The following is a 23,815-nucleotide window of genomic DNA, read 5'->3' as shown; positions in this document are numbered from 1 at the left end:
CAATCTGATCCTCAGCCCCGGTGATCGGCTCTGAAAAACGGCTGGCGCTGGCACCTGTATTGGTCTTGCCGCGGCATTGTATTCACCGTGCCGTCGTTTCGTCACCGCGGCGTCACTGCGCCTCCCTAGGGCCGCCGCTGACGGGTCGTTCAGACCCGCGCCAATCCACATTTCTCCGGGGGGAACATCATGAAGATGTCGAAAACGCGCCTGCGCGCGTTCCATTTGCTGTGCGGGACGGCCATCGCGCTGCTCGCACCTGTTTCAGCATCGGCTGGGACCATTCCAGACGAACCGCAAGCGACGCTGGGCGAGAACGAGGATACTCAGACGAGCGGCGACATTCTGGTCACCGGCCGCCGCGACACCGTCCGCAATGCGCAGGATGAACAGGTGAAAAGCCAGTCGTTCGCGACCATCGTCTCGGGCGAGGAATTGCGCGCCCAGCCACAGCAGAACCTGGCGGACTTGTTGACCCGGCTGCCCGGTATCAGCTCTTCGGTCGATCAGTCGCGTAACGCCGCCGGCACGGGTGAAGCGCAATATCTGTCGATCCGCGGGCTCGATACGGCATACAACGCCTATCTGCTGGATGGCGTTCGGCTGGCGCAGACCGATGCGCGCACCCGCGCCATCTCGATGAACCTGCTGTCGCCCTTTGCGCTGGCGAGCGTCCGGGTGGACAAGGCGCCTACCGCCAACTTCGATGGCGACGCGATTGCCGGCCTGATCGATCTGCGCACCGCCAGCGCGTTCGACCTGCCCGAACATCACTTCCAGATCCGTGCACAAGGCCAGATCGCCGGCCGCGCGGCCGCGCGCGATCAGAACCCGTGGGGCGGCACCGTGCAGCTTGAAACGGCGCAACGCTTCGGCGATTTCGGCATCTACGCCTCCGCATATTACGGCCTGAAGCATATACTGGGCGAGTCCACCGCCATGCAGCACGACTGGGAAAAGTATAACAACAACATTCCCGGCATGATCCGCGACAATCTGGACAACCTCGCCCCGCGCGGTGTGCAGTGGCAGGCGTTCCGCAATCGTATCGAACGCATGGGCGGCACGCTGAACCTCGATTGGAACAGCGAGGATATGAGCCTGTATCTCCGCTCGACCTATGGCCGCTACAAGCTGAAGAGCTGGATGGATCAGACGGCATTGCGCCAGACCGATCTAGCGCCCGACCAGATTAATCCCAATCCCAACAAGGGCAATTACGACGCCGCGGGATTCCGGGCCGACTATGGTCTGACGGCGACGCATTATTTCCGCACCGAACATTCCAACCAGGAACTGATCAGCACGAAAGTGGGCGGGCAGTCGCGGCTCGGCAATTTCACGTTCGACTATCACGGTGCCTACTCGCGTGGTGAACAGGATTACCCGCTGCGCATCCAGTCCGGCTTTTCCGGCCGTCCCTATATCGGTACGCCGACCGGCACCGGGGTTGCCATCGATCGCCTGGTGACGTCGATCGGTGACCGGACGAGCCCGCAGGTTGTATTGAGCGATGGTGCGCGCGCGGCGTTGACCGATCTGTCGACGCTGAAGCAATGGTATGTCACGCAGCAGTTCGAAAACGCGCACGAACGGCGATTGGAGGGTGCCTTCGACGCCACCTGGCATCACGCCGATCAGGGCCTGGTATCGATTGCCACCGGTGCCAAGGTCGAAGATGCCAAGCGCTATTCCAACAGTCTGGGCGACGACGGGGCACTGCAGTATTACTTCCCGACCAGCTCCGGCGCCAACTCGCCGCGTTATGCAGCGACCGGGCCTTCGATCGCCGATCTGCCTGGCGAGATGCTCGGCGGCTTCATGCACAATTCGGCGCAGGTGCCGATCAAGCTGCTAGACACCCGGTACATCGAGGAACAGGTGCGGCGCTTGTCGACCTCGAAGCTCGCATCGCTCGACCCGGACAAATTGCGCGAGAACCGGCTGGACGGTACCGAGAACCGGGTCGGCGCCTATGTTATGACGACGCTCCAGTTCGGCGATCTGCAAGTCGTGCCAGGGGTGCGCTACGAATATAATCGCTTCAAGGGCACCTACTGGCAGGACCAGGGCGCGACTGCCGGTTTCGTCACCTCGTCGCGCAACTACGATCAGTGGTTGCCCGGCGTCATCGCCAACTATCGCCCGAACGATCAGATCGTCGTGCGTGCATCGGTCCGTAAGAGCTATTCGCGGCCGGCGTTCGACCTGCTGCTCGGACCGACCCAGATCGAGCGCAACGATGCGGGTCAGGTCACCGGCATCTTCCTTCCCAATCCCGACCTCGACGCCCAGGAATCATGGAATTTCGATACGTCGCTGGAAGTGAAGGGCAGCGGCACCGATTTCTTCTCGGTCAGCCCGTATTACAAGAAGCTGAAGCACGTTTTGTTTTCGACGGGCACCACCAATGCTGGCGGCGACCTCAACATCTGGGGTCCTCCCCAGTCCGAGGAACAGGGCGGCGTCGAGGTTTCGCAGCTGTCGACCAATGCGACCGGCAAGGTCTACGGTGTGGAGCTGTTCGGCCGTTACAGCTTGAAGGGTCTGCCGAAATGGCTTTCCGGCCTGGGCCTGCAGGGCAACGTCACCTTGCAGCGGGCGGATGCCAAGGTGTTCGTCAACGGCCAGGACCGCAGCCAGCGGATGCCACAGGCGCCGCGTGTCATGTACAATGGCGCGCTCTTCTACGCGCACGCCGGCATTTATGCGGAGCTCAACTACAATTACACGGGGGATCGGCTGTATGATCTACGCTCGGATCGCCCGGATACGTACATCCAGCCCGTGTCCAAGGCGAACCTGATCGTCAATTATACGATGCCTTCCGGGCTGACCGTCGGCGCTTCGGTGGAAAACCTGTTCGATGAGCACAATTACTGGGCCACGACGAGTGAACGCAAGGCGTACCTCTCGAACGACCGCAAGGGCGGCTATGTCGAGACCGGGCGCGTGTACATGCTGAACGTGTCCTACGCCTTCTGATCGGTAACACGGGCGGCACCTTTCCATTGAAGGTGCCGCCCGCATGTTCGGCAGGGCGCGTTTGCAGGAAGCAGCGCATAAGTGATCCGCGGGAGAAGGCTGCACGATTAGGATGGCGGCGCGGTCATCGACTATGGACACCAGAGGGAGCCAAACGCGGTGCTGCCGCCGATTGGGGGTGCCATTGCCGCTCAGGTCAGCCGTAATGCGTCAGACGTATAACCGTCACGACACGGCAATGGGCGGGCCGCCAAAGTGCAACAGGCGCCCTCTAAAGCCACGCCTGTTCGGGCCGCGTGGTCCGAGGGGGAGAACATTCGACATGTCGCTACATCCGCGCCTGCTTTGGGCGACGCTGCCGCTTACCTTCGCAGCATTGGGCGTGCCTCAGCGGGCCTGTGCGCAGACGGGCGCGAGCGCGTCCAGCACGGGCGAGCAGACACCCGATGCGGTCACTGACCAAGAGGACATCGTCGTCACGGGATCCTACGCCCAGAGCCTCGCCGCCGCCACCGAGACCAAGCGGCAGGCTGGGTTCGGCGTGGACGCGATCAATGCGACGGACATCGGCAAGTTCCCCGCGCAGAATGTGGCGGAAGCGCTCCAACTGGTGCCCGGCGTCGCCATTACCCGCCCGCGTGGTGAAGGGTTGTACGTCAGTGTTCGCGGCCTAGGGCCGCAGTTCCAAAGCACGTTGCTCAACGGACGGCCGATCGCGATCAACGACCTGATCGAGAATGGCGGCGCCAACGGCCGCCAATTCCGCTTCGAGATGCTCCCCGCCGAGTTTGTCTCGCAGATCGACGTGGTCAAGACCCCGACCGCGGACATGACCGAGGGCGCGCTCGGCGGCAACATCGACGTCAAGACCTTCCGCCCGCTCGACGTCGGCACCAAGACCACGCTGAACCTGCGCGGCACCTACACGACGCTGACCGAGAAGGTGAAGCCGAACGCCACCGCGCTGACCAGCTTCAAGAACGAGGACGGCACGTTCGGCATCCTCGCCGGCGCGCAATATTGGGCCAAGGAGGTCCGCAACGATCGATCCTACAATACCGGCTGGTACCTCGATAAGTTCAGCTCGGCCCTGGGCACCGGGTTCTACACGCCGGGCCGCACTCGACCGACCGTTGAAACCGAGAATCGCAAACGCCTCTCGGGCATGATCTCGGCACAGTGGAAGCCCAGCCCCGAGCTTGAGACCACGCTCGACGTGCTCGCGACGCGGCTTGACGTCGCCTATGACGAATACGGCCTCGACATCTATCCCGACGATGCCAGCGTCGCCGGGCACAAGCCGGTGCTGGTGCCCGGCTCAGTCAAGCTCGACGGCAACACCGTGGTCGCCGCGACGATCAACGACGTGCGCTTCATGGGCACGCGCGAATACAGCCTCAACCGCCACGATCTCATCACGGTGGGTCTGAAGCAGGCATGGAACCCCGAAGGCTGGCACGTCGTCGCCAACGCCAACTGGTCTTATGCGCATAGTTTCCATCCGAGCTACGCCGAGGGCACGGTGCGCAGCCGCATCCAGTTCTTCGCCCCGCTGAGCTACGACTCCTCGGGCGGCTACAAGGTGGCGCCGACGCTCTCCACCCCCGTCAACGTGCTCGATCCAGCGAACTACACGCTCTACCCGTTCAACATCGCGCCCAAGAACAGCAAGGACTGGGATACCTACGGGCGGCTCGACGTCGATCACGAGATGGACGGCTTCATCACGAAGCTGTCGGCCGGTGGCGAATATCACCGGCGCAAGCGCGACTACCGCCGCCGCGACTTCACGGTGAACCCCGCGGCCAACACGTCGCTGACCGGCTTCGCGCCCAACGGCTTCGAGCAGATCCCGTTCGACAACTTCCTGTCAGGGGTCGACGGCAACATACCGCGCACGTGGATCGTGCCGATCACCGACGTATTCTACGACAAGCTGTTCACCGATGCGATCGCCAACGGCCCCCTGACGCCGGGCGACCTGCGCGCCTCCTACGTGGTGACCGAGAAGACCGCCGGTGGCTATGTCCGTGCCGACTACGCCTTCCCGGTGGGTGGCGTCGCGGTCACCGGCAACGTCGGCGTGCGTTACGTTCATACCGACCAGGTGGCGAGCGGCACGCTGACGACCGGCAACGTCGCCACGCCGGCGCGCTTCCCGCAGACCTTCAGCGACTGGCTGCCGAGCTTCAACCTGCGCGCCGAGCTGACGCACGATCTGGTTGGACGCTTGGCCGCCAGCCGTGTGCTCACCCGGCCGAACGTGACGCAGAGCGCACCGCAGATCAGCGTATCCACCGACCAGCCGACTGCGAGCGGCGGCAACCCGGCTTTGCAGCCGTTCCTCGCCACGCAGTTCGACGGATCGCTCGAATGGTACTTCAACCGCTCCGGCTCACTGACCGGCGCGCTGTTCTACAAGAAGATGGACGATTATATCACAGCGCAGAACATCAACGTCGAGATTCCCGGCCGCGGCACCGTGCTGCTCAGCACGCAGGTGAACGGCGGTAGCGCCAAGGTCTACGGCGCGGAGGCCGCCTACAACCAGGTGTTCACCTTCCTGCCGGCGCCATTCGACGGTCTCGGCTTCCAGGCGTCCTACACCCACACCTCCGTGCAGGCGAGCTACACCGCCGGCGCGCGGCCGATCAAGGACCAGCTGGTCGGACTGTCGAAGAACAGCTTCAACGTCGTCGGCTTCTACGACAAGGGACCGCTTTCGACGCGGCTTTCCTACACCTGGCGCGACAAGTACCTGACCGGCATCGGCAGCACCACCCAGGTGCCGACCTATCAGGCGGCGTTCGGTTCGCTCGATGGGAACCTGTCGGTGCGGGCGACCGAGCAGCTGATGTTCAGCGTCGAGGCGATCAACATCGCCAACGCCAATACCTACAGCTACAATGACAGAAAGCTGCAGTTCGGCGAGATCAACAATTACGGCCGGACCATCCTGTTCGGCGTGCGGGCGCAGTTCTGATGATGAAAGCGATCCTCGTCGCCGCGGCCGCGCTGGCGTTGGCTGGCGCGGCTGCCGCCCCGCGGGCGATGAACGACATCCAGGTTGTCGGTTCGCACAACAGCTTCAAAGCGCGCATTCCTGCCGCCGTGATGGCGAAGATCCGCGCCGCGGAGCCACGCACGGCGGAGGGGCTGGATTACTATCACCTGCCGTTGGCACAGCAACTCGACCGCGGCGTGCGCCAGCTTGAGATCGACATCTTCGCCGATCCAGAAGGCGGGCGCTATGCGGCACCACAAGGCGAGGCTTGGGCACGTGCCGCGGGAGAACTTACCGGCTTCGATCGAGCGGCGATGCTCAAACCCGGGTTCAAGGTTTTTCATATCCCCGACATCGACTATCTCAGCACCTGCCCGACGTTGGTGCGCTGTCTGGGCGAGATCGACCGATGGTCGCGCGCGCATCCGCGGCATCTGCCGATCATGATCACGATCAACGCTGCCGACATGTCGTCCGGGCGACCGGGGATCAGCAGCCCGCTACCCCTAGACGACAAGCGCCTGCTCGACGCGCTCGATGGCGAGATCCGCTTGGTGCTGCCCGGTCGTCGGCTGATCACGCCGGACGAGGTGCGCGGTAGTGCCGCGAGCTTGCGCAGCGCGGTCCATCAACGTGGCTGGCCATCGCTGGCGGCAGCGCGCGGCCGGATATTCATCCTGTTCGACGTGCGCAAACCGGTCTCCGACGTCTACCGCGACGGTCATCCCTCCCTTGCGGGGCGAGCGATGTTCGGATGGTATCCTGAGGGATATCCGGAATCCGCAATCCAGATCGTCCAGGACCCGATCGCCGATGGCGAGCAGATTCGCCGCTGGGTGGGAGAGGGGGTGATCGTCCGCACCCGCACCGACGCCAACACGGTCGAGGCGCGCAGCCATGACCTCACCAAGGCGCGCGCCGCCATGGCGAGCGGCGCCCAAGCGGTCAGCACCGACTATTATCCAGGTGCCCCTGACCCGCTGCGTGCCCGCTTCGTCGTGACGCTGCCGGGTGGGGCGATGGAGCGCTGTAGCCCCGTGCGTGTTTCCGACCGGTGCAGTTTGCGCCCGTGAGCGTGGGGGACGGCGGAATCCGAACGCCGGGGATGCCGATGAACGGATCGCTGCCGCCGGGCCGAGGGGCAATGTGGTAGAGCACGTAGTAGTGACAATCCGTCGTCCCGGCGCTCAATCGCTAAGTGCAGCTGGGCGCTCGCACCGATAGCCCTTACGGTTGGTCAATAACAATCACTTGGGCAGCGAGGCCCCTTGAGGCCGCCATCTCCTTCGGCCGATCCAAGCCCTGATTCGCAATGAACGAGTGTTTGGTTTTAGGAAGCGGCAGGGACGGCGTGAATGCCCGAATGTGGGCCTATATGCGGGTCAAAGCGTGGGATGGTTTGCCGCCGTGCGATCCGGCACGACGGCAAGCGAAAGTCTCAGCCGCCTGGGATAGGCTTGGTTGTTGTTGTTGCTGCACCCTCGACAACGCCGGCGCGAACCTGCGCAGTCGACGCCGCAAGGGCGCCGCCAACCGGCTCCGCGCGGCCTCCGAGACACTTGGCGAGGAAGTTCTCCGCCACTGCGTTGAACGCGATGTTGTTGACCGGCCGCGCGAAGCCGTGGCCCTCGTCGGGGAACACGACGTAGGTAACCGGGATGTTCTTGGCCTTCATCGCCGCGACGATCTGGTCGCTTTCGGCGACGTTCACGCGCGGGTCGTTGGCGCCCTGGCCGATCAGTAGCGGCTTCTTGATCGCATCGGCGTAGGTGAGCGGGCTGCGCTCTTTGAGCAGTGCCTGCCCCTCAGGCGTGCCGGGGTCGCCCATCCGTCGGTACATCTGCTGCTTGCCCGCTTCCCAATAGGGAGGGATCGTCTTGAGGAGCGTGAAAAGGTTCGACGGGCCGACGATGTCGACGCCGCAGGCGAAGGCGTCGGGTGTCATCGTCAGGCCGGCAAGCGTCGCGTAGCCGCCGTAGCTGCCGCCCATGATCGCCACCTTGTCCTTTGTGGTCACGCCGCGCTTCACTGCCCAGTCGACGGCGTCCAGCAGATCGTCGTGCATCTTGCGGCCCCATTGCCGGTCGCCCGCCTGAACGAACTTCTTACCGAAGCCAGTCGAGCTGCGATAGTTGACAGACAGCACCGCGTAGCCGCGGTTGGCGAGCCACTGATGTGTGCCGTTGAAGCCGTAGCCGTCGCGCGCCCAGGGGCCGCCGTGGACGAGAAGCACCATTGGCACGGGGCCGGACGCGTTCTTAGGCCTAGTCAGGTAGCTGACCATCGACAGTCCGTCGCGGCTAGGGATGTCAATCGTTTCCATTGCGACGAGCGGTGCGCCGACGAGCTCCGGACGGGGGGTATACAGCTCGGTCAGCTTCTTCGCCGGGCGGTCGTAGAGCCAGGTCGATGATGGAGCGGTGACCGGGTCGAAGGTGACTAGCCACTTGTCGTCGGCATCGGTCCTCGTGCCGATGGTGAACTGGCCCTTGTTCTGCGCCTTGAGGAAGGCGAGGTCTGCCGTCACCGAGGTGTCGACGGGGACGTACTCGTTCTGGTGGAAATAGACAGAATAGGCCTCGATCCTGCCTGTCCGGGGATTGGTTAGCCCCCCATCGACGTCGGCGCGGTCGCTGGTGCCGACGGTAGTGAACGTGCCCGTGGTCATGTCCTGCGCGAGTAGCGCAGCGGTATCGCGGCCGCGCGCGTCGGTCCAGTAGAGCGTCCTGCCGTCGGTCGTGAAGCCGAGCGGCGAGGTGGAGGACGCGTCCTCATAATCGACCGAGGTGAAGGGCTTGGCCTCCACCTTGTTGTCGACGACCCGGTAATAGTCGACGCCGCTGTCGGGCCGTGTCTTCACTGCGATGCGCAGCTTCAGCTGGTCGTCCGTAACGAAGCCGGCCCAGCCGTCATTCTGAAAGACGGAGGTGAGCTTACCGGTGGCAAGGTTGAGTTCCTGCACGTCGTGCCAGCGCGGGTCGCGGTTGTTGACGCCGACGAGGATACGGTCCTTGATCGTGTCGGACATGCCGACGATCTCGACCCGCGTCTTCTCGAACGGGGTCAGCGCCTTTTGCGTGCCTGTGGCGAGGTCGACGCCGTAGAGCAGGAAGTTCTCGTCCCCGCCCTTGTCGTTGACGAACAGCACCTGCTTAGAATCGGGGGACCAGAAATAGGAGCGGATCGGACGCATCTTCTCGGCGGTCAGCGGCCGTGCGTCTGCCGGGCGATCGACAGGCGCTACCCAAATGTTCAGCACGCCATCGCGCGGGGCGATGAAGCCGAGCCACTTGCCGTCGGGCGACAGCTGCCCGCGCGTACGCGTCGGGTTGCCGAAGAGTTTGGTACGTTCGATGAGGGGAACATTAGTCATCTGAGACGAAGCACTCACCGTCATCATTGCCGCTCCCGTCGCGATCGCCACCCAAATTGCCCTGCGCATAGTCGTCTTCCCCGCTACTGCATTAGCAGTACAGCACGCCGCCTCGCGGTCGACAAGCCGCTCAAAACTTATGTGGTTGGACCCTGCTGTGTGCTGATCGGCCCTGATGAACGAATGGCGGGTTTGAGGAAGCAACAAGCCATCGACGAACGTCGCCTTGTGGGTCTCAAGCGCCGCCGCGCCCGGTCCGCTTATTTGAAGGTTCCGACCTCGATCCTGCATGCACGGACATGATCCGGTTCGCGAGAAGGCGGACGCTGCTTCGGGGACTGCTGCGGGGCCACTTCGCGCGAAACGGGCACAGACCCGCCACCATCATCGTGGCGCCCGCCGTTAGCTGAGTGGCTGGCGCGCCCTTGAAAGGGCCTGCACCATCTGTGCACATCGTCTCCTGATAGGCTCCACGGCACCGCCATCAAGGCTCGGCATCGTTGCGGCACATCGGCTCCACAAAGGAGACGACCGACATGTCCTACCTCGACCGATCCCGACCAGGCGCAGGTTCGCTCATCATCGCCAGTGTCTTTCCCATCATCGTCATCGTGGTCGAACTCTTGACCGGACTGTGTGCAGGGGCGTTCTTTGATCCGGTGCCGACGATCGGTCATCTCGTGCTCATTGCCATCGTGCCGTTCGCCAACTTTCTGCTGTGGCGAGCGCTGCAGGGCGAGGACACGCCCCCGACATGGCTGCTGGTCGCCGGCGGCGCGAGCATCGCCATTGCCGGGAGCTACAGTTTGTTATTCCTGACGATGCTGCCGTTCGCGCTGATCGCGATTATCTTCTTCGGCATCGGCCTGCTGCCATTCGCGCCACTCGCCGGCCTTGTCTGTGCAGTCCGTTGGACCATCGAGGCAGCGGCGTCCCGTCCGCGCGGCGGCCGTGTGGCGGTCGGGGGCGTCGCAGCGGGTACGCTGGCGCTGCTTCTGGTCGACCTGCCCGCCACGATCACGCAGCTTGCACTGGACCGTTATGGCGAAAGCGCGGCTGATCGGTCGAGCGCCGTCACGCTGATGCGCTCGCTTGGCGACCGCGACATGCTGCTGCGTCAATCCTACGGCGACACGGCCAGGGCTAGCGGCATCGCCAGCTTCCTGATCTCCGCCTGGAGCAACGGCATCTTCTGGAGCGAGCGGCCACGCACCGACGCGGCGCGCGAACTCTACTATCGGGTGACGGGAAGGGCGTTCAACGCGGTCGCGCGGCCGGGACATGGCGTCGGTGACCGGATGCGGCTGTTCGGCTGGGACGACGATCAGGGCGGCGACGAAGTCGGCGGTCGCGTGCCCGATTTGTCGCTGGCCGGGTCCCGCATCGACGGCTCGGTGACCGCGCGCGACAACCTGGGCTATCTCGAATGGACGATCGATCTCACCAACAGGGGAGACATCCAGCGGGAGGCGCGCTTCACGGTCGCGCTGCCCGAAGGCGCGGTTGCCTCGCGCGCGACGCTTTGGATCAATGGGGAGCCGCGCGAGGCCAGTATCGCCGGGCGGGGCGAGGCGCGTAGCGCCTACGCCGGCATTGTTAGCGCATCGCGCGATCCCCTGCTGGTCACCACCGACGGCGCGCAGCGACTGCTGGTGCAGGCGTTCCCGATCCAGCCGCATGCTGCCATGCGGCTCAGGATCGGGGTGACCGCACCCTTTGCAATTGCGCCCGACGGACGGCGGACGCTGGCCCTCCCCGCCATGGTAGAGCGCAACTTCGATCTTGCTCCCGACCTGCGCCACGCGGTCTGGATCGAGGGTGCCGGAACAACGCGCGCGGCGCTGCCGGACCCGACGCTGCTTGCGGGGCGGTTCCGCGTTGCCTTGCCGCCGGTGACGATGCCGTCGGTGGCGGTCGGCGGCGTGGTGGCGCAGGGCAAGGGTCCCGCCTTGTCGGTCGAACAGCGGATCGAGCGGGCTGCCGCATCGCGCGGGCCGCTGATGATGGTCGTCGACAGTTCGGGCGACATGGCCGGGATCGCGACCGCGCTGCCCTTGGCGCTGGAGGCGATCTCGCCCGGTCGTCTCGTCGGCTTGGTCGTTGCTGGCGACACACCCGCGTTCGTCGCGCCACGTCGCTGGTCGCCCGAACAGGCGCAGCGCGTCGGGACGGCGCTGGCGGCGATCCGCTTTGGTGGCGGGCAGGACGACCGCGCCGCGCTGGCGACCGCTCTTGAGGCGATGCCGCGCGCCGACGCCACGCTGCTGTGGCTTCACGGCGCGCAGCCGATCCGTTTCACCTCACCCGAGCCGGCGCTCGATCAGGTGCTCGACCGGTCATCCGCGTTGCCCCGATTGGTGCGCTACCAGGTGGCGCCTGGCCGTGCGATGACGCTGGCCGGGTATCGCTGGTTCGACAACGCACGCCTGCCTCCGCCGAGCGGCGACCTCGCTGCGGACTTGCGTGCCATCCTGGCGGATGTCGCCAGCGACGCACCGCGATGGAGCGTCGTGAAGGTGCCGGTGGCGGGCAGCGGGCGGACGGGATCGGCCCACCTCGTCAGGCTCTGGGCGGCGGAACAACTGGCCGGGCAGGGCCGCAGTCGCGGCAAGGAGCGCGAGGCGGCGATCGCGCTCGCCCATCGACTGAACCTGGTCACACCGGTCAGCGGTGCGGTCGTGCTCGAGAGCGAGCGGGACTACAAGGCGAACGGCCTGCCGGTTCCCGATCCGGACGCAGTGCCGACAGTGCCCGAGCCCGAAACCTGGGCGCTGCTGATTCTCACCGCGCTCGTCGGCGCATGGCTGCTGAAGCGGCAGCGCGACTTGGCGCGAGCGGCGGCGTGATGTCGGCGCGAGGCGCCGCCGTGCTGGTGGCGGCAGCCGGCTGGCACGCGCTTTGGCTGCTGGCCGGGCGGGCGGACGGGGTTGGTGTGGCGACGACGCTGGCGTTGCTTGCGGCGCTCGGCTGGTCGCTCGGGCAGGCAAGGCACCTTGTCGGAGCCGGTCGGCTGATGGCCGTGCTTCTCGCAAGCGGGGCGCCGTATGGCCGCGACGGCGCGATCTGCGTTGAAGGTTTTTGCCCGACTTTATACTAGCACCGGATTGGTGCTTGAACGCCTCGCGCTCCAAGGCACGTATAAAGGCAAATCGTCAGATTTTTTGAATTCAATGAATTATCGACATTCATTCCATGCTGGCAATAGCGCCGATGTCGTGAAGCACAGCCTACTGGTCGCGCTTGTGCGGGCCTTGCAGCAAAAACAGAGCGCGCTGACCCTAATCGACACCCACGCGGGCTGCGGGCTGTACGACCTTGGCAGCGAGGAAGCACGACGCACCGGCGAGTCCGCGCAGGGCGTGCTGCGCGCCTTTGCCGACCCAAATCCCTTGCTGAACGACTACCGCGCCGCCGTACAGGCGGTGAATGTCGGGCTCGAGCCGCACCTCTACCCCGGCTCGCCCAGGGTTCTTGCGCAGCTTCTGCGCCCACAGGATTTCCTGATCCTGAACGAGAAACACCCCGAGGACGTTCAAGCCCTGCGCCGCGTGATGCGCGACACATCCGCTGCCGTGCATGAGCGCGACGCCTACGAGCTTTGGCTGGCGATGCTGCCGCCCCGCACCGCGCGCGGCGTGGTGGTGGTCGACCCGCCGTACGAGCAGCCCGAAGAACGCGCACGTATCACAGCCACTCTCGCCGCCGCTCACCGCAAATGGGCGCATGGCGTGACGGTAATCTGGTTTCCGCTAAAAGAACGCGCCACGCATTGGCGGTGGAAGGAGCAGTTACGCAAGCTCGGCATCCCGAAATTACTGCAGGTGGAGCATTGGTTGTACGATGGCGATCAGCCCGGCATCTATAATGGCGCGGGCCTTTATATCGTCAATCCGCCCTACGCCTTGATGCAGGCGCTGCCGCCTCTGCTGGAAGCCCTGCGCGCCGTGCTGGCGCCGGAGGGGCATAGAGGCGAGATCACAGCCGATTGGTTGAGCGATTGAAGTAAACCCTCATTGATGCCTTCTTCTAAAGGAGGAATTGCCGCGCTGCTGGTTTCGAACAGTGCATCCCCCAAAAAATTCGCTCGCTTTCGGAGGTTGGCTGGTGACCATCGCTACTTGTGCTCCGCGTTCACCGGGAGCGCTGGTAGGGGGCTGCTTGCTCTGGAAGCAGCCGACTGCCGAAGACGCTGGGAATGGTATCTCCAGTCCCGTAGAGCGTCATCGAGCTTGAGGTCAGCAGCCCCGATGCAATCGCTCAAGCGAGCTGAACGAACGACCGGAGTCGGGGATACGAAAAGAGGCTGCGAACGGCCGAGATTGGGTCGTCGCATCGGTCAAGCTGCCGGTCCTGCGCAGCCGTTATGTTGCTCATGGCCCACCATCCTTGCGTCCACCCGTCCGAACGCACAACGTAAGCGTCCGTGATGGTTCTTGCCCTGCTACGTGTGCATCTCACCTACCTGTGGCAGCACCGTCGTGCTCTGCATCTAAGTACGCCGCAGCGGTTCACCGAATGGGTGCAACACCGCAAGCTCTACGACCGCGATCCTCGGCTGCCGGAACTTGTCGACAAGGTTGCGGTCAAGGCCGTAGTCGCCCTCGCGCTCGGACCTGAGTGGGTGATCCCAACACTGTGGGAAGGCCGCTCGCTGCCGGACCAACCGCCGGCCCCGTTGCCGCTAGTGGTCAAGGCACGGCACGGCTGCGGGCACATTGCGTTCGTGCGGACGCTGGCCGAATGGGAGGCGGCACGTTCGCAGACGGCATCCTGGGAGAATATGCGCTATGGCCGCTGGTTGGACGAGTGGGCCTATGCAAGCGTGCCGTCGGGGCTGCTAATTGAGCCCTATCTGGGCCAAGAGGAAGTGCTGCCCATCGATTACAAGCTGTTCGTGTTCGGTGGCCGTGCGGCGTTCGTGCAGGTCCATCTCGACCGAGCGACCTCGCACCGCTGGATCGTTATGGACCGCGACTGGCTGCGAGTTTCACCACCAAGCCGCGATGCCGATCCGGCCCGCCCGCGCACCCTCGATCGGCTGATCGCTGGGGCTGAGCGGCTGGCGCGCGGTCATCAGTTCCTCCGCATCGACTGCTACGAAATAGCCGGAAAGACGCTATTCGGCGAGGTGACCGTTTATCCAGGCTCCGGACTGCTGCCGGTGGTGCCGGCTTCGCTCGACCGACACATGGGCGAGCTCTGGCGGCACGCGCGAGATCTGCGCAATGGCTGACTGCTCTACCTGAACGGACGGCGGAAGTTGGGAAGGAGCCCGAAGCAACTGAATGGCGGGAAGTGGGTCGCTTCGGACATCCGGTCATCGTGGATCGTCGCATTGCCGTACGCCTGATCAGCAGCGTGCGTACGCCGCGAGCGGGCGCCGTCTTGCGCCCGGATAGGGCGCAGCAGCTGCTATTTCCGCGCGTGGACCGCGCGTGTAGTCTCGCCGCCATGAAAGCACTTGTCGATCCCGATCACGCGCTCGCCACCGGACTGGACGCGATCCGCACCGAATTCCAGGTTCCAGGAGACTTCCCGCAGGAGGTTCTAGCGGCTGCCGAACGCGCGTCGATGCGCGCTCCGACGGCGCACATCGATCGACTCGATCTCCCGTTTGTCACGCTGGACCCGGCAACCTCGACTGATCTCGACCAAGCGTTCTGCATCGAAGCGTGCGGCGAGGATTTTCTGCTGCGCTACGCCATCGCGGACGTTAGCTGGTTCGTCGAGCCTGGCGACGTGATCGATGCCGAAGCATGGCGACGTGGAGAAACGATGTACCTGCCTGATGGAAAGGCCGGCCTGTACCCTCCGATACTGGGAGAGCGCGCGGCGAGCCTGCTGCCGGACGGACCGCGACCAGCGATCGTGTTCATTGTTCGCGTCGCACCTGACGGCGGGGTCAGGCTCGACGGCGCTGAGCGCGCCATCATCCGCAGCCGGGCGAAGCTGTCGTATGACGGCGTCCGCCCCTCCGACCTGCCACCGCAGATGGAGGAGCTGGCGCAACGCATTGCCGAGGCGGAGCGCCGCCGCGGTGCCTCGCGCGTGGACCCGCCGGAGCAGCAGGTGGAAGCGGCGTCTGGCGGCGGTTTCGAGCTGTCCTTCCGTCCGCGTCTTGTCGCCGAGGACCGCAACGCCGCCCTCTCGCTCGCCACAAACCTCGCCGTTGCGGACGCGATGCTGGCGCATCAGACTGGTTTATTCAGGGTCATGCCAGAACCCGATACGGCAACAGTCGCCCGTCTGCGCGTCAGGGCCGCCGCGATCGCTGTCGTCTGGCCGCCGGAGATGCCGCTTCAAACTTTCGAGCAGGCGCTCAGCCCCGAGGTGCCGAGAGACGCTGCGATGATGCTGGCGATCCGGCGTGCCGGGTCCGGTGCGAGCTATGAGCCCTATCGATCTGGTGCAACGCCCTGGCACGCGGCGATGGGCGCAACCTACGCGCACGCCACGGCGCCCCTGCGGCGTCTCGCCGACCGTTACGTCGTTATGGCCGCGCTCGCTATTGCGAACGGCCAAGATGTCCCCGAACCCATCGCCGCGGCGTTCGAAACGCTGCCCCCTGTCATGGCACGCGCCGGTGCGCGGCAGGGCCAGATCGATCGAGCGGTACTCGATCTTGCAGAAGCAGTGATGCTCAGCGGCGAGGTGGGCAAGACGTTCTCTGCAACGGTGGTAGAGGCTGACCCACGCCATGCCCGCATCCAGCTGTTTGACCTGCCGGTACTCGCCCGCATCGCGGCGAAAGATCTGACGCCCGGCGATCGCATCGATGCGCGCCTCATCGGGGTGGATCCAGCGCGGCGCAGGATCGACTTCGATGTCGTCTGAGCTTGTCTGCCAATCGACGTGGCTCCGAGTTGCAGCGCCGTGCAAGAAAGCGTCGAGCACCTCCACCACCACCATCATGTCCTCGGTGCCGGGAGCGGATTAGACGACTAAGTATCAGTGCAAGGTGCGCTACACCTTCTAATGCAACCGTCGAACCCGCGCAAAAGAAAGCATAGGACCCATGCGCGCCCGCATTTGTTGATGCTCGTCACGAGAAGGAAACCAGTATGAACCTCAACGAGCTACTGCCAGATGGCGGCATTGAAGCACTTGCTACTCAGCTCGGAATACCGCGCGAGCAAGCCCAGCGTGGCGCCGAAGCATTGCTGCCTTCGGTTCTGGGCGGCATGGGAGACAACACAGCGCAGTTGGATGCCCACGTAAATGCACTTGGCGGCGCAGACCTCGCTGCCAACGTACTGGGCACCGAGCCAACGCAAATCGATCGAGGCAATCAGCTTCTCGGGGGTATCTTCGGTTCCAAGGACGTTAGCCGGGAGGTCGCTAACCACGCCGCGCAAGGAAGCGGGCTTACCCCCGAGCTACTGAAGCAGATGCTGCCGATCTTGGTGATGCTGGTAGCTGGTCATCTGACGGGACGCACCGGCGGACAGCAGGGCGGCCTTGGCGGGGTCCTTAGCTCCGTGCTTGGCGGCCTTGGTGGTGCTGGAGCTACGGGCGCGGCGCCTGGTGGCGGCCTCGGCGGCGGTCTCGGGGATATTCTCGGTTCGATCCTGGGCGCGCGGCGATAGGGCGCCCGCTTTCAGGGTGCGTTCCCGCCAGGCATTCGCATGGCCAAATGTGGGGGGAATGGGACGAAGCGGCACAGTGTGCCGCCCCGTCCATTGCATTCAGGTCAGTTGCGCAGGCTGTCTGGGACGATATCGATCTAAGCCTGGCGCCGAGATCACTTGAGTCTCTCGGCGTGGCAGTCGGCCCAGACCTTGCCCTTGTCGCCTCCCCAGAGCAGCCACGCGACGTAGCCGGCGGAGGGGTCCGTGTCCGAGCCCCGCTCGTGCGACTTGCCCTGTTTGTCGATCTCGTGACGAGCGAAGTAGCTGTGCATCGACTTAACGTCGTCCGCCGAGAGCTCCTTCCGATCCGCGAGCCGCTGCGCCCGGTTCACGCCGACGTCTGTACCGCCGCGCCCGAACGCCTTGCGCAGCTTCAGTCCTTCTCAGCGTTGGCGGCCATTTTGGTGTTCGGCTTGAACGTTTCTGTCATCGTGCGCTTCTTGTGATCGCGTGGACAACGCGTCGGCCCGATGGCTTATTCGCGCAATTCATTGTAGGAGCCAAGATAATGCCCATTCCGTGCCGCGAGGCATATTGAGCACTGGCCACATATACCAACGTCCGGTTCCCGGAGCCAGTCTAGGCGTGCCGAACGGCCCTTTCTAGGTGGAGCAACCGTCACAGGCGCAACGGCGACTGTTGCCAGTGGTGTCCTGAAACCTATAAGCTCGCGAAAACCCACTTTGCTAATATCGGCAACGTCCTTCTTGCCGCTGAATCAGCGACGCCGGAAAGATCTTCCTACATTCGTAGTCGCAGAAAAACTTTCCTTAAATTTTCATTAAAGCGTCATCACCGAATGCAACGGTGGCAGGGTCGACGTCCGTGCTCGCCACCGCATCAACTGCCGGTGAGCTCGGAAGCCGTATGGTTTCCGAGAGGAACCTTCGTCACAATGTTTTAACAGGGATGGCTTTGATGAAGATGGTTTTTCTCGCAGCTGCTGCAGCAATAGCTTTCGGCGCCAGCTCGGCTCATGCAGGCACGGTCAGCAACCCAAACGGCGGTTCCAACGTCGGTCCTCTCTGTGGCTGGCCATATCAGGGCGGCGCCTGCCAAACGGTCTTTATCGGCGAGAGCTTTGCCGCTCCAAACACAGGTAGCCTGACCAACCTCCAGTTTGGTTTACTCGACGGCTCGACGCTGACCTCGGTTCAAGCCATCGTCTATGCTTTGAACGGGCCACTAGCTTCGACGTTTACGCCAGGTGCGGAAATTTGGCGCAGCGCAGCCGTTGCAGGCACGTCGGGGGTTCTGGACTTCAATCCCACCGGCGTCACGCTGACGGGGGGGCAAAACTACGTTGCGTTTCTAAGCACGTACTATTCGATCGGCACGGGTCAGGCGAACGTCGCCTCCTGCAATCCATTCACCAGCAGCACGTGCGCTGTTTCGAATACAAACCCAAGCCTCGGCAGAGCGATTATTGGCAGCGCTCGAGGGGCCAACCTGGACGAGCTGACGTTTGCACAAGTGGTAAACGGCTCCCAAGACCTTACTTTTTCAGCGACTATCGCGGCGGTGCCGGAGCCGGCGACCTGGGGTATGATGATCGTGGGCTTTGGGCTTGCCGGCACTGCGCTGCGCCGCAAGCGCAAGGTCAGTACCCGCCTCCACCTCGCATAAGACGCGACGGTCAGGCAACCGGAGAGCCGCTGGTCAAACGGCCAGCGGTTTCTTGCCGTGACAGGATGGACTTACAGTTATTCTCCCTTCCAGTGTCGTTCAGATGATCGACTGCAGCTGCCACAAAGCTGCAGTGACGATGATGAATAAGCATCTGGAGTTGGCAGCCGAAAACTTTCCGCGGATGTTTGAGTGTGGGTCCACCCCCTCAACACAAACCGGACGTTACTACTGACGGGCTGATCCGCAGCGACGCGCCAATAGCAGACGTAAAAACCGCTTTGTTAGCTTCCCAACGCCGGACATTGGATCAGCTGCATTCAGTACGATTTGATTAGCGTAGTGGAAGCAGCGCGCGCAGGCGGGGGTCACGCAACCACAGTCCTCCCCAGGCGCCAACGCCCAGCGCCACGTTGATGATTTCGGGCACGATCACCGCCTGTGTAACGCGCAGATGCGCGGCCAGCGCGCCGCCGATAAAACCTGTGATGAGGATAGCGCCTAACACTGCTGTGCGCGGAACCGCGTAGAGCACACCACTGATGAGGGCGAGCATGGCAACGGGAAGTAGTGTCTCCGAACCCCAGCCATCTGATGCCATGTCAGACGCGAATACATTCGGCTGCAACAACCCGATCAGCCCATCTGCAATCAAGATGAAGGCCACTATTGTGCTCATTAGGAGACCGGCGCGATGCTGGATCGTTCTCTTGATCATCTTCAATCTCCTCGCTGCGATCGATTATAGTATGAGGGAGACTATTAAACGACGCTAGCCGCTTGCCTGCGCTACAATTAAATTCGCTATTCCCGATCATTGCTCGAAAGCTGCCGTTCGCCTTCCTCCAACTATAGCAAAATTGATAGGTGAACGAACGTCGAGTTTTGAGGTGCGGGCAGGGGGGGGCTGAGTGTCGTATAATGGGTCGACGCGGTCACCGTTGTCGCTAGGTTGATGGCAACGGTCTTACCGCCATCATCGTGTTTGAGTATCCAATCAGTTCATGGCGTAAGAGCGTCCTGACTGGATCAGCCGTTGACGCGAGGTGTTACCAGGTACGGCGATGTGGGTTGCCGGGTCATACTCCTTTCCGATGCCGGGCGATCCTACGGGCGCCCAAATCTCAACAACCGTGTTCGAGTAGCTGTTGGGGAGGTAACGGATCCAGTAACCGTCGGGATGAAGGCTCCACCGCCCGTTCGGTACCCGGATGCTGCCCGGTCCAGCCGGTGCCATGCCAGCAAGGACCGCTACCCGTTCCAGCTCGGCGAAGCTGGTTCCTGGCGTTGTAAGCATGCGGCGCAGGTCCGCCTCAGCCTGCATGACTGACCGGACCTCGCGGGGGAGGTTTTGTGAGATTGGGCCGCTCGACAGAACGTCAAGCACATTTCGATTCAGACCGGCGAGCTGGCGCGGCGTCAGCAGCTGCGATGCCGCCATCTGCTGCTCGTTCGACAAATCTTCGATCTTGGCGCGCGACAGGATCGCCCAGAGCAGCGCTTGGATGGCATGCTGGTCGATCTCCGGATGCTGTACCGAGTTCCGGACGATAGTGATCACGGCGTCTTTTGCTCCACCAATCGGGGGGGCGTAGAGGTAACCGTCGCCACCTCCTGGACCATGGGTGCCGGCGTGCAAACAATAGCTTTGGTCGTTAAAGCGGTAGTAGCCAGCCTGAAGGACGAACCCGCCATTCGCCGTTCGCTGCAGCTGCGTCAGTTCGCGCCGCGGCAGGGGCGGGACGAAGCGATCTTGGCTCGGGTCACCCCAACGTGCATCAGGTAGGCTGGTGGAAATCGGTTCTTTGCGCAGGTTGGGCAAGGATATTCCGGCGCGCTTCGCCAGGTCTCCCAACTTCAATCCACCGAACTGCGCTTCAGCCGGCGCCAAAGAACAAGAAAGGACGACGGCGAATGCCGCTGCCCGAAACAAATGCCTATTCATTATGCCCCCCGGCGAAAAAATTCATCATAATCATAGCGCGCGCGGACCTAATTGTGAAGCTGGATCAGGACGTGGCGTAAAATGGTCTGACGCGGCTCGGCACATGGTACCGTACGCCTTGAGGCAGCACTGGCTTCGCCGAATTGGCCGACGCCGTCGGGTTGGTTTAACTTCGACAAGAAGGGGCAACGGAATTGGGGAAACGGGAATTAGTCCCGAGCGCGGGATCTGGGTCATGCTCGCTTGTCGGCACGTCGATGTCAGTGGCAGGAGGAAAGATGGATTGAAATCGAACATCTTAGTAGGCGCTGGCACGTATGGTAGCAGCGGAGGCGGCGGGATGTACGCGTTGTGCCAACGCAACGATGGGAACTAGGCTCTAGCGAACGCACAATCACACGCCGCGAATGCGTCGTTCAGCGTGTACTTCGCGCGTCATGACCTTCCTTATCTCATCGAAGAAAGCGCAGGCAGCGTCGGAGCCCATCCTACGCTGAAAGCAGTCATTCGTCTTCGATGCCTATTTCAGCCTAATCAGAATTGCCAAGCTTCCTGCAGAGCGACCGTTGCTAGGTCTATGAAAATGGGTAGCCTTTTCAGGTGGCAGTTTACAGGATATAATCGGCGCAGCAGGTATCGTGATGTTGATCTTGGGGGGGGGCGATGCGCAGAGGTATAGCAGCTTGGCTGACGCTTGGCGCAGCTTTAATGCCTGCCGCCGCAATGGCGCAAAGTTTCGACGTCGAGCAGGCGACGCGCGCCTATCTTGGGCTGCTACACGGACCAGCTAGGGTAAAGTCGGACAACTACTTCGAAGGACAAAACTGGCTAATCTTGTGGAGCGCGGTCGTCGGTGTACTCATCTATTGGGCAATGCTGGCGAGCGGTTTGTCAGCATGGATGCGCAGGTGGGCTGAAGCCAGAACTAAGCGCAAGGCGCTTGCGACAATGCTGTATGCCCTGGGATTCACGTTAACTTCTACGGCGCTGATGCTTCCGTGGACGATTTACACAGGGTTCATTCGCGAAGCGCAGTACGATCTCATGAGCCAAGCGTTCGGCCTCTGGATCATCGATCAGGCCAAAGCACTGGCTATTGCGTTGGTGGTCACGCCGCTGGTGCTCGCTGCGATCTTCGCCGTAATTCGACGGGCGCCTCGCTTCTGGTGGATCTGGGGTGCGGGATTGGCGTGGGTGTTCCTGATGATCACAACGGCAGCTTTGCCTGTGCTGATTGCGCCGTTGTTTTTCAAAATGAGCGAACTACCGGAGGGACCGCTGCGGGAACGGATCGTCGCGATGGCGCGGACCCATAACATCCCCGCAAAGCATATCTACGTCGCTGACCTTTCACGGCAGACAAAACGCATTTCGGCCAACGTTTCTGGGCTTGGTCCGACCGTACAGATTACGTTGGCAGATAATCTCCTCACTCGCACCAGCCCGGACGAGGTTGCAGCGGTTATGGGCCACGAGATGGGGCATTATGTGCTGGGGCATGTCTGGCGCAATTCGGCCTTCTTCGCAGTGCTGTTCCTCGCTATGTTTTTTGTCGTGGCGAAAGCCACGCCATTCCTTATCGCGCGAAACCCGCGCTGGCGTGTAGCCGGTGTCTCCGACGTCGCGGCGACTCCGGCGCTGCTATTGATCGCAACCCTCGTAATTACACTCGCTACGCCACTGCAAAGTAGCATAGTACGCACGGCCGAGGCCGAGGCCGACGCGTTTGGTCTCGACACGGCACGCCAGCCTGATGCTTTCGCGATGATTGCAATTCGCCTCTCGGAGTATCGTAAGCTGGAGCCGGGGCCAATTGAGGAATTTCTGTTATTCGATCACCCTTCGGGCGAGACGCGCATTCGCCGCGCCATGCAGTGGAAGAAGGATCATATCTTGAACGCGGAGATGGTAAAGCCGAGAATACTCACCTCGTGAATTGATCTAAGTTCAATTGGCGTGGGGATGCTTAACAGCTAAATGTTCCTGTCCCACAAGCGTTGCTAGTCCGCCGGGAGGAAGGGCTGTTCGAAAGACATCTGTTCCGACGAGATGAACCATGGCTGGCTTCCAACGCAGTAGGCCCCGCTTGTTATGGAACTGGTTCCGAACTGGCAATTCTACCCGAAAGCACGAACTCAGGCGATTGACGAGTGCTGCGCCGATCGTCTTGAAGGAACGGCTTTCCCAGGAAGGTGAATAAGGGATCGCCGAGGTACCGTCAGACTTACCAGAATCTGGTCCGTTTGGACGGAGACCGGCCTAAATCTCGATCCCGCTCGGAGTGACAGCGAGAACATAAGCAGGTCTGCCGCTAAACAATATGATAGCGAAGACGGTAAACTTGCTGCTCCAACCAAATAGGAAATCAGCGGTGCATTAGCTCTGCCAGTGCCCGGCTATTTGATGTGGGACATCGATTGGGGCGGGTTCAAATGCACCCACTGACAGAACGTTCGGCTATTTTGCTTTTCCCACGCCGTGCGCAAGAACGTTCCCTGGTACCAGCTGTAAGCAGCGCCGTTGGCGGCCACAGCTGAGTAATTCTTTTCCAGGTAAGCACGAGGTTCTTTGCCATTAGGCACCGGGTTGGGGAGAGCGTAGAGGAAGCGCGTCAAATTTTCGAACCGCCGGGGTAGCTTATCGGCATCACGCCGATCCAACGACCAGAACGCCAAGGCAATCTGGTTGGCTTCCGTTTCGCTGTCGGTACGATCAAGCTTCTGCATCCGTCCGGACATATGCTCCAGATAGTGTCCGAGTTCATGTGCGACGAGAAAGTTGTCGAAAACCTCTTCAAACATGGCTTGTGGGCTCAGTCCCATAGTACCCTGAGCCGCTCACGCCCCCATCATACCCTGCAACGGTGGCGGCAACTCGGACCATCGGGGAAGGTGAACCGACCGGTCCGCGAACATATACGAGACCATAGTTGGGTCGGTTTTCACAATCACGCCGGGGATGAAGCTCGGCTCGATGCCGCACTTCCGGACTGCGGCGACAAACCGATCTCTTATGGCAGCCCCACCTTTCTCGACCGGATCGTCGGCGCGCTGAGCTTGAGAGGCGGGAGAAGCGGCGAATAGACCCAAACACATCAATACTGACCAGACGCGTCTTGCACCCATTGTCGATCTCCCGCCTCGCAGGTGAATGTCTGCTTTGAGCTTGAGCTTTATGAACCCGAAAGCCGTCAGACTGCAAACACAACACCGCACCACCGAGTCAGCAGGTGTCGGAAAGCTGTCGTTCGGCCG

16 protein-coding genes are annotated in these 23,815 nt (G+C 62.5%); 11 read left to right on the top strand and 5 right to left on the bottom strand.

Features of this window, described 5'->3' with window-relative positions; translation table 11 throughout:
• Positions 1-189 precede the first annotated feature (189 nt).
• From NV382_RS09190 to NV382_RS09180, 3 genes are all read left to right on the top strand, one after another.
• Positions 190-2,985, top strand: a complete 2,796-nt coding sequence (locus tag NV382_RS09190) for a TonB-dependent receptor (RefSeq protein ID WP_260600188.1) — start codon at positions 190-192, stop codon at positions 2,983-2,985.
• 322 nt (positions 2,986-3,307) lie between these two features.
• On the top strand, positions 3,308-5,968 hold the full coding sequence (locus NV382_RS09185; RefSeq protein WP_260600187.1) for a TonB-dependent receptor: 2,661 nt from the start codon (positions 3,308-3,310) through the stop codon (positions 5,966-5,968).
• Positions 5,968-7,062: a phosphatidylinositol-specific phospholipase C1-like protein gene (locus NV382_RS09180; RefSeq protein WP_260600186.1), complete on the top strand. Its 1,095-nt coding sequence runs from the start codon at positions 5,968-5,970 to the stop codon at positions 7,060-7,062. Before NV382_RS09185 ends, NV382_RS09180 begins: the two co-directional genes overlap by 1 nt.
• A 365-nt stretch (positions 7,063-7,427) precedes the next feature.
• On the opposite strand, the gene NV382_RS09175 is transcribed toward NV382_RS09180, so the two are convergent.
• Positions 7,428-9,653, bottom strand: coding sequence for a S9 family peptidase (locus tag NV382_RS09175; protein WP_260600185.1), 2,226 nt, complete (start codon positions 9,651-9,653; stop codon positions 7,428-7,430).
• Between the two features lie 245 nt (positions 9,654-9,898).
• On the opposite strand from NV382_RS09175, the gene NV382_RS09170 reads away from it, so the two are divergent.
• The 6 genes from NV382_RS09170 to NV382_RS09145 all read left to right on the top strand — a co-directional run bounded on the left by NV382_RS09170 (position 9,899) and on the right by NV382_RS09145 (position 16,948).
• On the top strand, positions 9,899-12,208 hold the full coding sequence (locus tag NV382_RS09170; RefSeq protein WP_260600184.1) for a VIT domain-containing protein: 2,310 nt from the start codon (positions 9,899-9,901) through the stop codon (positions 12,206-12,208).
• Positions 12,208-12,459, top strand: a complete 252-nt coding sequence (locus NV382_RS09165; RefSeq protein ID WP_260600183.1) for a hypothetical protein — start codon at positions 12,208-12,210, stop codon at positions 12,457-12,459. Before NV382_RS09170 ends, NV382_RS09165 begins: the two co-directional genes overlap by 1 nt.
• A gap of 73 nt (positions 12,460-12,532) precedes the next feature.
• Positions 12,533-13,363 carry a 23S rRNA (adenine(2030)-N(6))-methyltransferase RlmJ gene (locus NV382_RS09160; RefSeq protein ID WP_260600368.1) on the top strand — a complete coding sequence of 277 codons (831 nt, stop codon included), beginning with the start codon at positions 12,533-12,535 and terminating at the stop codon, positions 13,361-13,363.
• 425 nt (positions 13,364-13,788) lie between these two features.
• Entirely contained in the window at positions 13,789-14,595 is an 807-nt protein-coding gene (locus tag NV382_RS09155; RefSeq protein ID WP_260600129.1) for an ATP-grasp fold amidoligase family protein, read from the top strand.
• A 218-nt stretch (positions 14,596-14,813) separates the two neighbouring features.
• Positions 14,814-16,196, top strand: a complete 1,383-nt coding sequence (locus tag NV382_RS09150; protein ID WP_260600182.1) for an RNB domain-containing ribonuclease — start codon at positions 14,814-14,816, stop codon at positions 16,194-16,196.
• A gap of 227 nt (positions 16,197-16,423) precedes the next feature.
• On the top strand, positions 16,424-16,948 hold the full coding sequence (locus NV382_RS09145; protein ID WP_260600181.1) for a DUF937 domain-containing protein: 525 nt from the start codon (positions 16,424-16,426) through the stop codon (positions 16,946-16,948).
• Between the two features lie 155 nt (positions 16,949-17,103).
• Here the strand turns inward: NV382_RS09145 and NV382_RS09140 are convergent, their stop codons facing one another.
• Positions 17,104-17,322, bottom strand: a complete 219-nt coding sequence (locus NV382_RS09140; protein ID WP_260600180.1) for a hypothetical protein — start codon at positions 17,320-17,322, stop codon at positions 17,104-17,106.
• Positions 17,323-17,908: 586 nt separating this feature from the next.
• Here NV382_RS09140 and NV382_RS09135 point away from each other — a divergent pair.
• Positions 17,909-18,616 carry a PEPxxWA-CTERM sorting domain-containing protein gene (locus tag NV382_RS09135; RefSeq protein WP_260600179.1) on the top strand — a complete coding sequence of 236 codons (708 nt, stop codon included), beginning with the start codon at positions 17,909-17,911 and terminating at the stop codon, positions 18,614-18,616.
• A 334-nt stretch (positions 18,617-18,950) separates the two neighbouring features.
• Here NV382_RS09135 and NV382_RS09130 read toward each other — a convergent pair whose 3' ends face one another.
• A complete protein-coding gene (locus NV382_RS09130; protein ID WP_260600178.1) occupies positions 18,951-19,334 on the bottom strand; it encodes a DoxX family protein in 384 nt (127 codons plus the stop codon).
• A 279-nt stretch (positions 19,335-19,613) separates the two neighbouring features.
• The gene (locus NV382_RS09125) at positions 19,614-20,549 is read right to left on the bottom strand and encodes a hypothetical protein (protein ID WP_260600177.1); all 936 of its coding nucleotides are present in this window, start codon (positions 20,547-20,549) and stop codon (positions 19,614-19,616) included.
• A gap of 720 nt (positions 20,550-21,269) precedes the next feature.
• Here NV382_RS09125 and NV382_RS09120 point away from each other — a divergent pair.
• Positions 21,270-22,496, top strand: coding sequence for a M48 family metallopeptidase (locus NV382_RS09120; protein ID WP_260600176.1), 1,227 nt, complete (start codon positions 21,270-21,272; stop codon positions 22,494-22,496).
• 461 nt (positions 22,497-22,957) lie between these two features.
• Here NV382_RS09120 and NV382_RS09115 read toward each other — a convergent pair whose 3' ends face one another.
• Positions 22,958-23,362, bottom strand: coding sequence for an ImmA/IrrE family metallo-endopeptidase (locus tag NV382_RS09115; RefSeq protein ID WP_260600175.1), 405 nt, complete (start codon positions 23,360-23,362; stop codon positions 22,958-22,960).
• Between the last annotated feature and the right edge of the window lie 453 nt (positions 23,363-23,815).

Origin of the sequence: Sphingomonas endolithica, from assembly GCF_025231525.1 — a bacterium.
In the GTDB taxonomy this organism is placed as follows: Bacteria; Pseudomonadota; Alphaproteobacteria; order Sphingomonadales; family Sphingomonadaceae; genus Sphingomonas; species Sphingomonas endolithica.
This window is presented reverse-complemented; position numbering and strand designations above follow the sequence as displayed.

Coding starts and splice junctions, on each gene's coding strand:
- NV382_RS09150 (WP_260600182.1), top strand. CDS start 14,814: ATGAAAGCACTTGTCGATCCCGATCACGCGCTCGCCACCGGACTGGAC.
- NV382_RS09155 (WP_260600129.1), top strand. CDS start 13,789: ATGGTTCTTGCCCTGCTACGTGTGCATCTCACCTACCTGTGGCAGCAC.
- NV382_RS09120 (WP_260600176.1), top strand. CDS start 21,270: ATGCCTGCCGCCGCAATGGCGCAAAGTTTCGACGTCGAGCAGGCGACG.
- NV382_RS09165 (WP_260600183.1), top strand. CDS start 12,208: ATGTCGGCGCGAGGCGCCGCCGTGCTGGTGGCGGCAGCCGGCTGGCAC.
- NV382_RS09190 (WP_260600188.1), top strand. CDS start 190: ATGAAGATGTCGAAAACGCGCCTGCGCGCGTTCCATTTGCTGTGCGGG.
- NV382_RS09185 (WP_260600187.1), top strand. CDS start 3,308: ATGTCGCTACATCCGCGCCTGCTTTGGGCGACGCTGCCGCTTACCTTC.
- NV382_RS09175 (WP_260600185.1), bottom strand. CDS start 9,653: ATGCAGGATCGAGGTCGGAACCTTCAAATAAGCGGACCGGGCGCGGCG.
- NV382_RS09180 (WP_260600186.1), top strand. CDS start 5,968: ATGATGAAAGCGATCCTCGTCGCCGCGGCCGCGCTGGCGTTGGCTGGC.
- NV382_RS09130 (WP_260600178.1), bottom strand. CDS start 19,334: ATGATCAAGAGAACGATCCAGCATCGCGCCGGTCTCCTAATGAGCACA.
- NV382_RS09145 (WP_260600181.1), top strand. CDS start 16,424: ATGAACCTCAACGAGCTACTGCCAGATGGCGGCATTGAAGCACTTGCT.
- NV382_RS09115 (WP_260600175.1), bottom strand. CDS start 23,362: ATGTTTGAAGAGGTTTTCGACAACTTTCTCGTCGCACATGAACTCGGA.
- NV382_RS09170 (WP_260600184.1), top strand. CDS start 9,899: ATGTCCTACCTCGACCGATCCCGACCAGGCGCAGGTTCGCTCATCATC.
- NV382_RS09160 (WP_260600368.1), top strand. CDS start 12,533: ATGAATTATCGACATTCATTCCATGCTGGCAATAGCGCCGATGTCGTG.
- NV382_RS09135 (WP_260600179.1), top strand. CDS start 17,909: ATGAAGATGGTTTTTCTCGCAGCTGCTGCAGCAATAGCTTTCGGCGCC.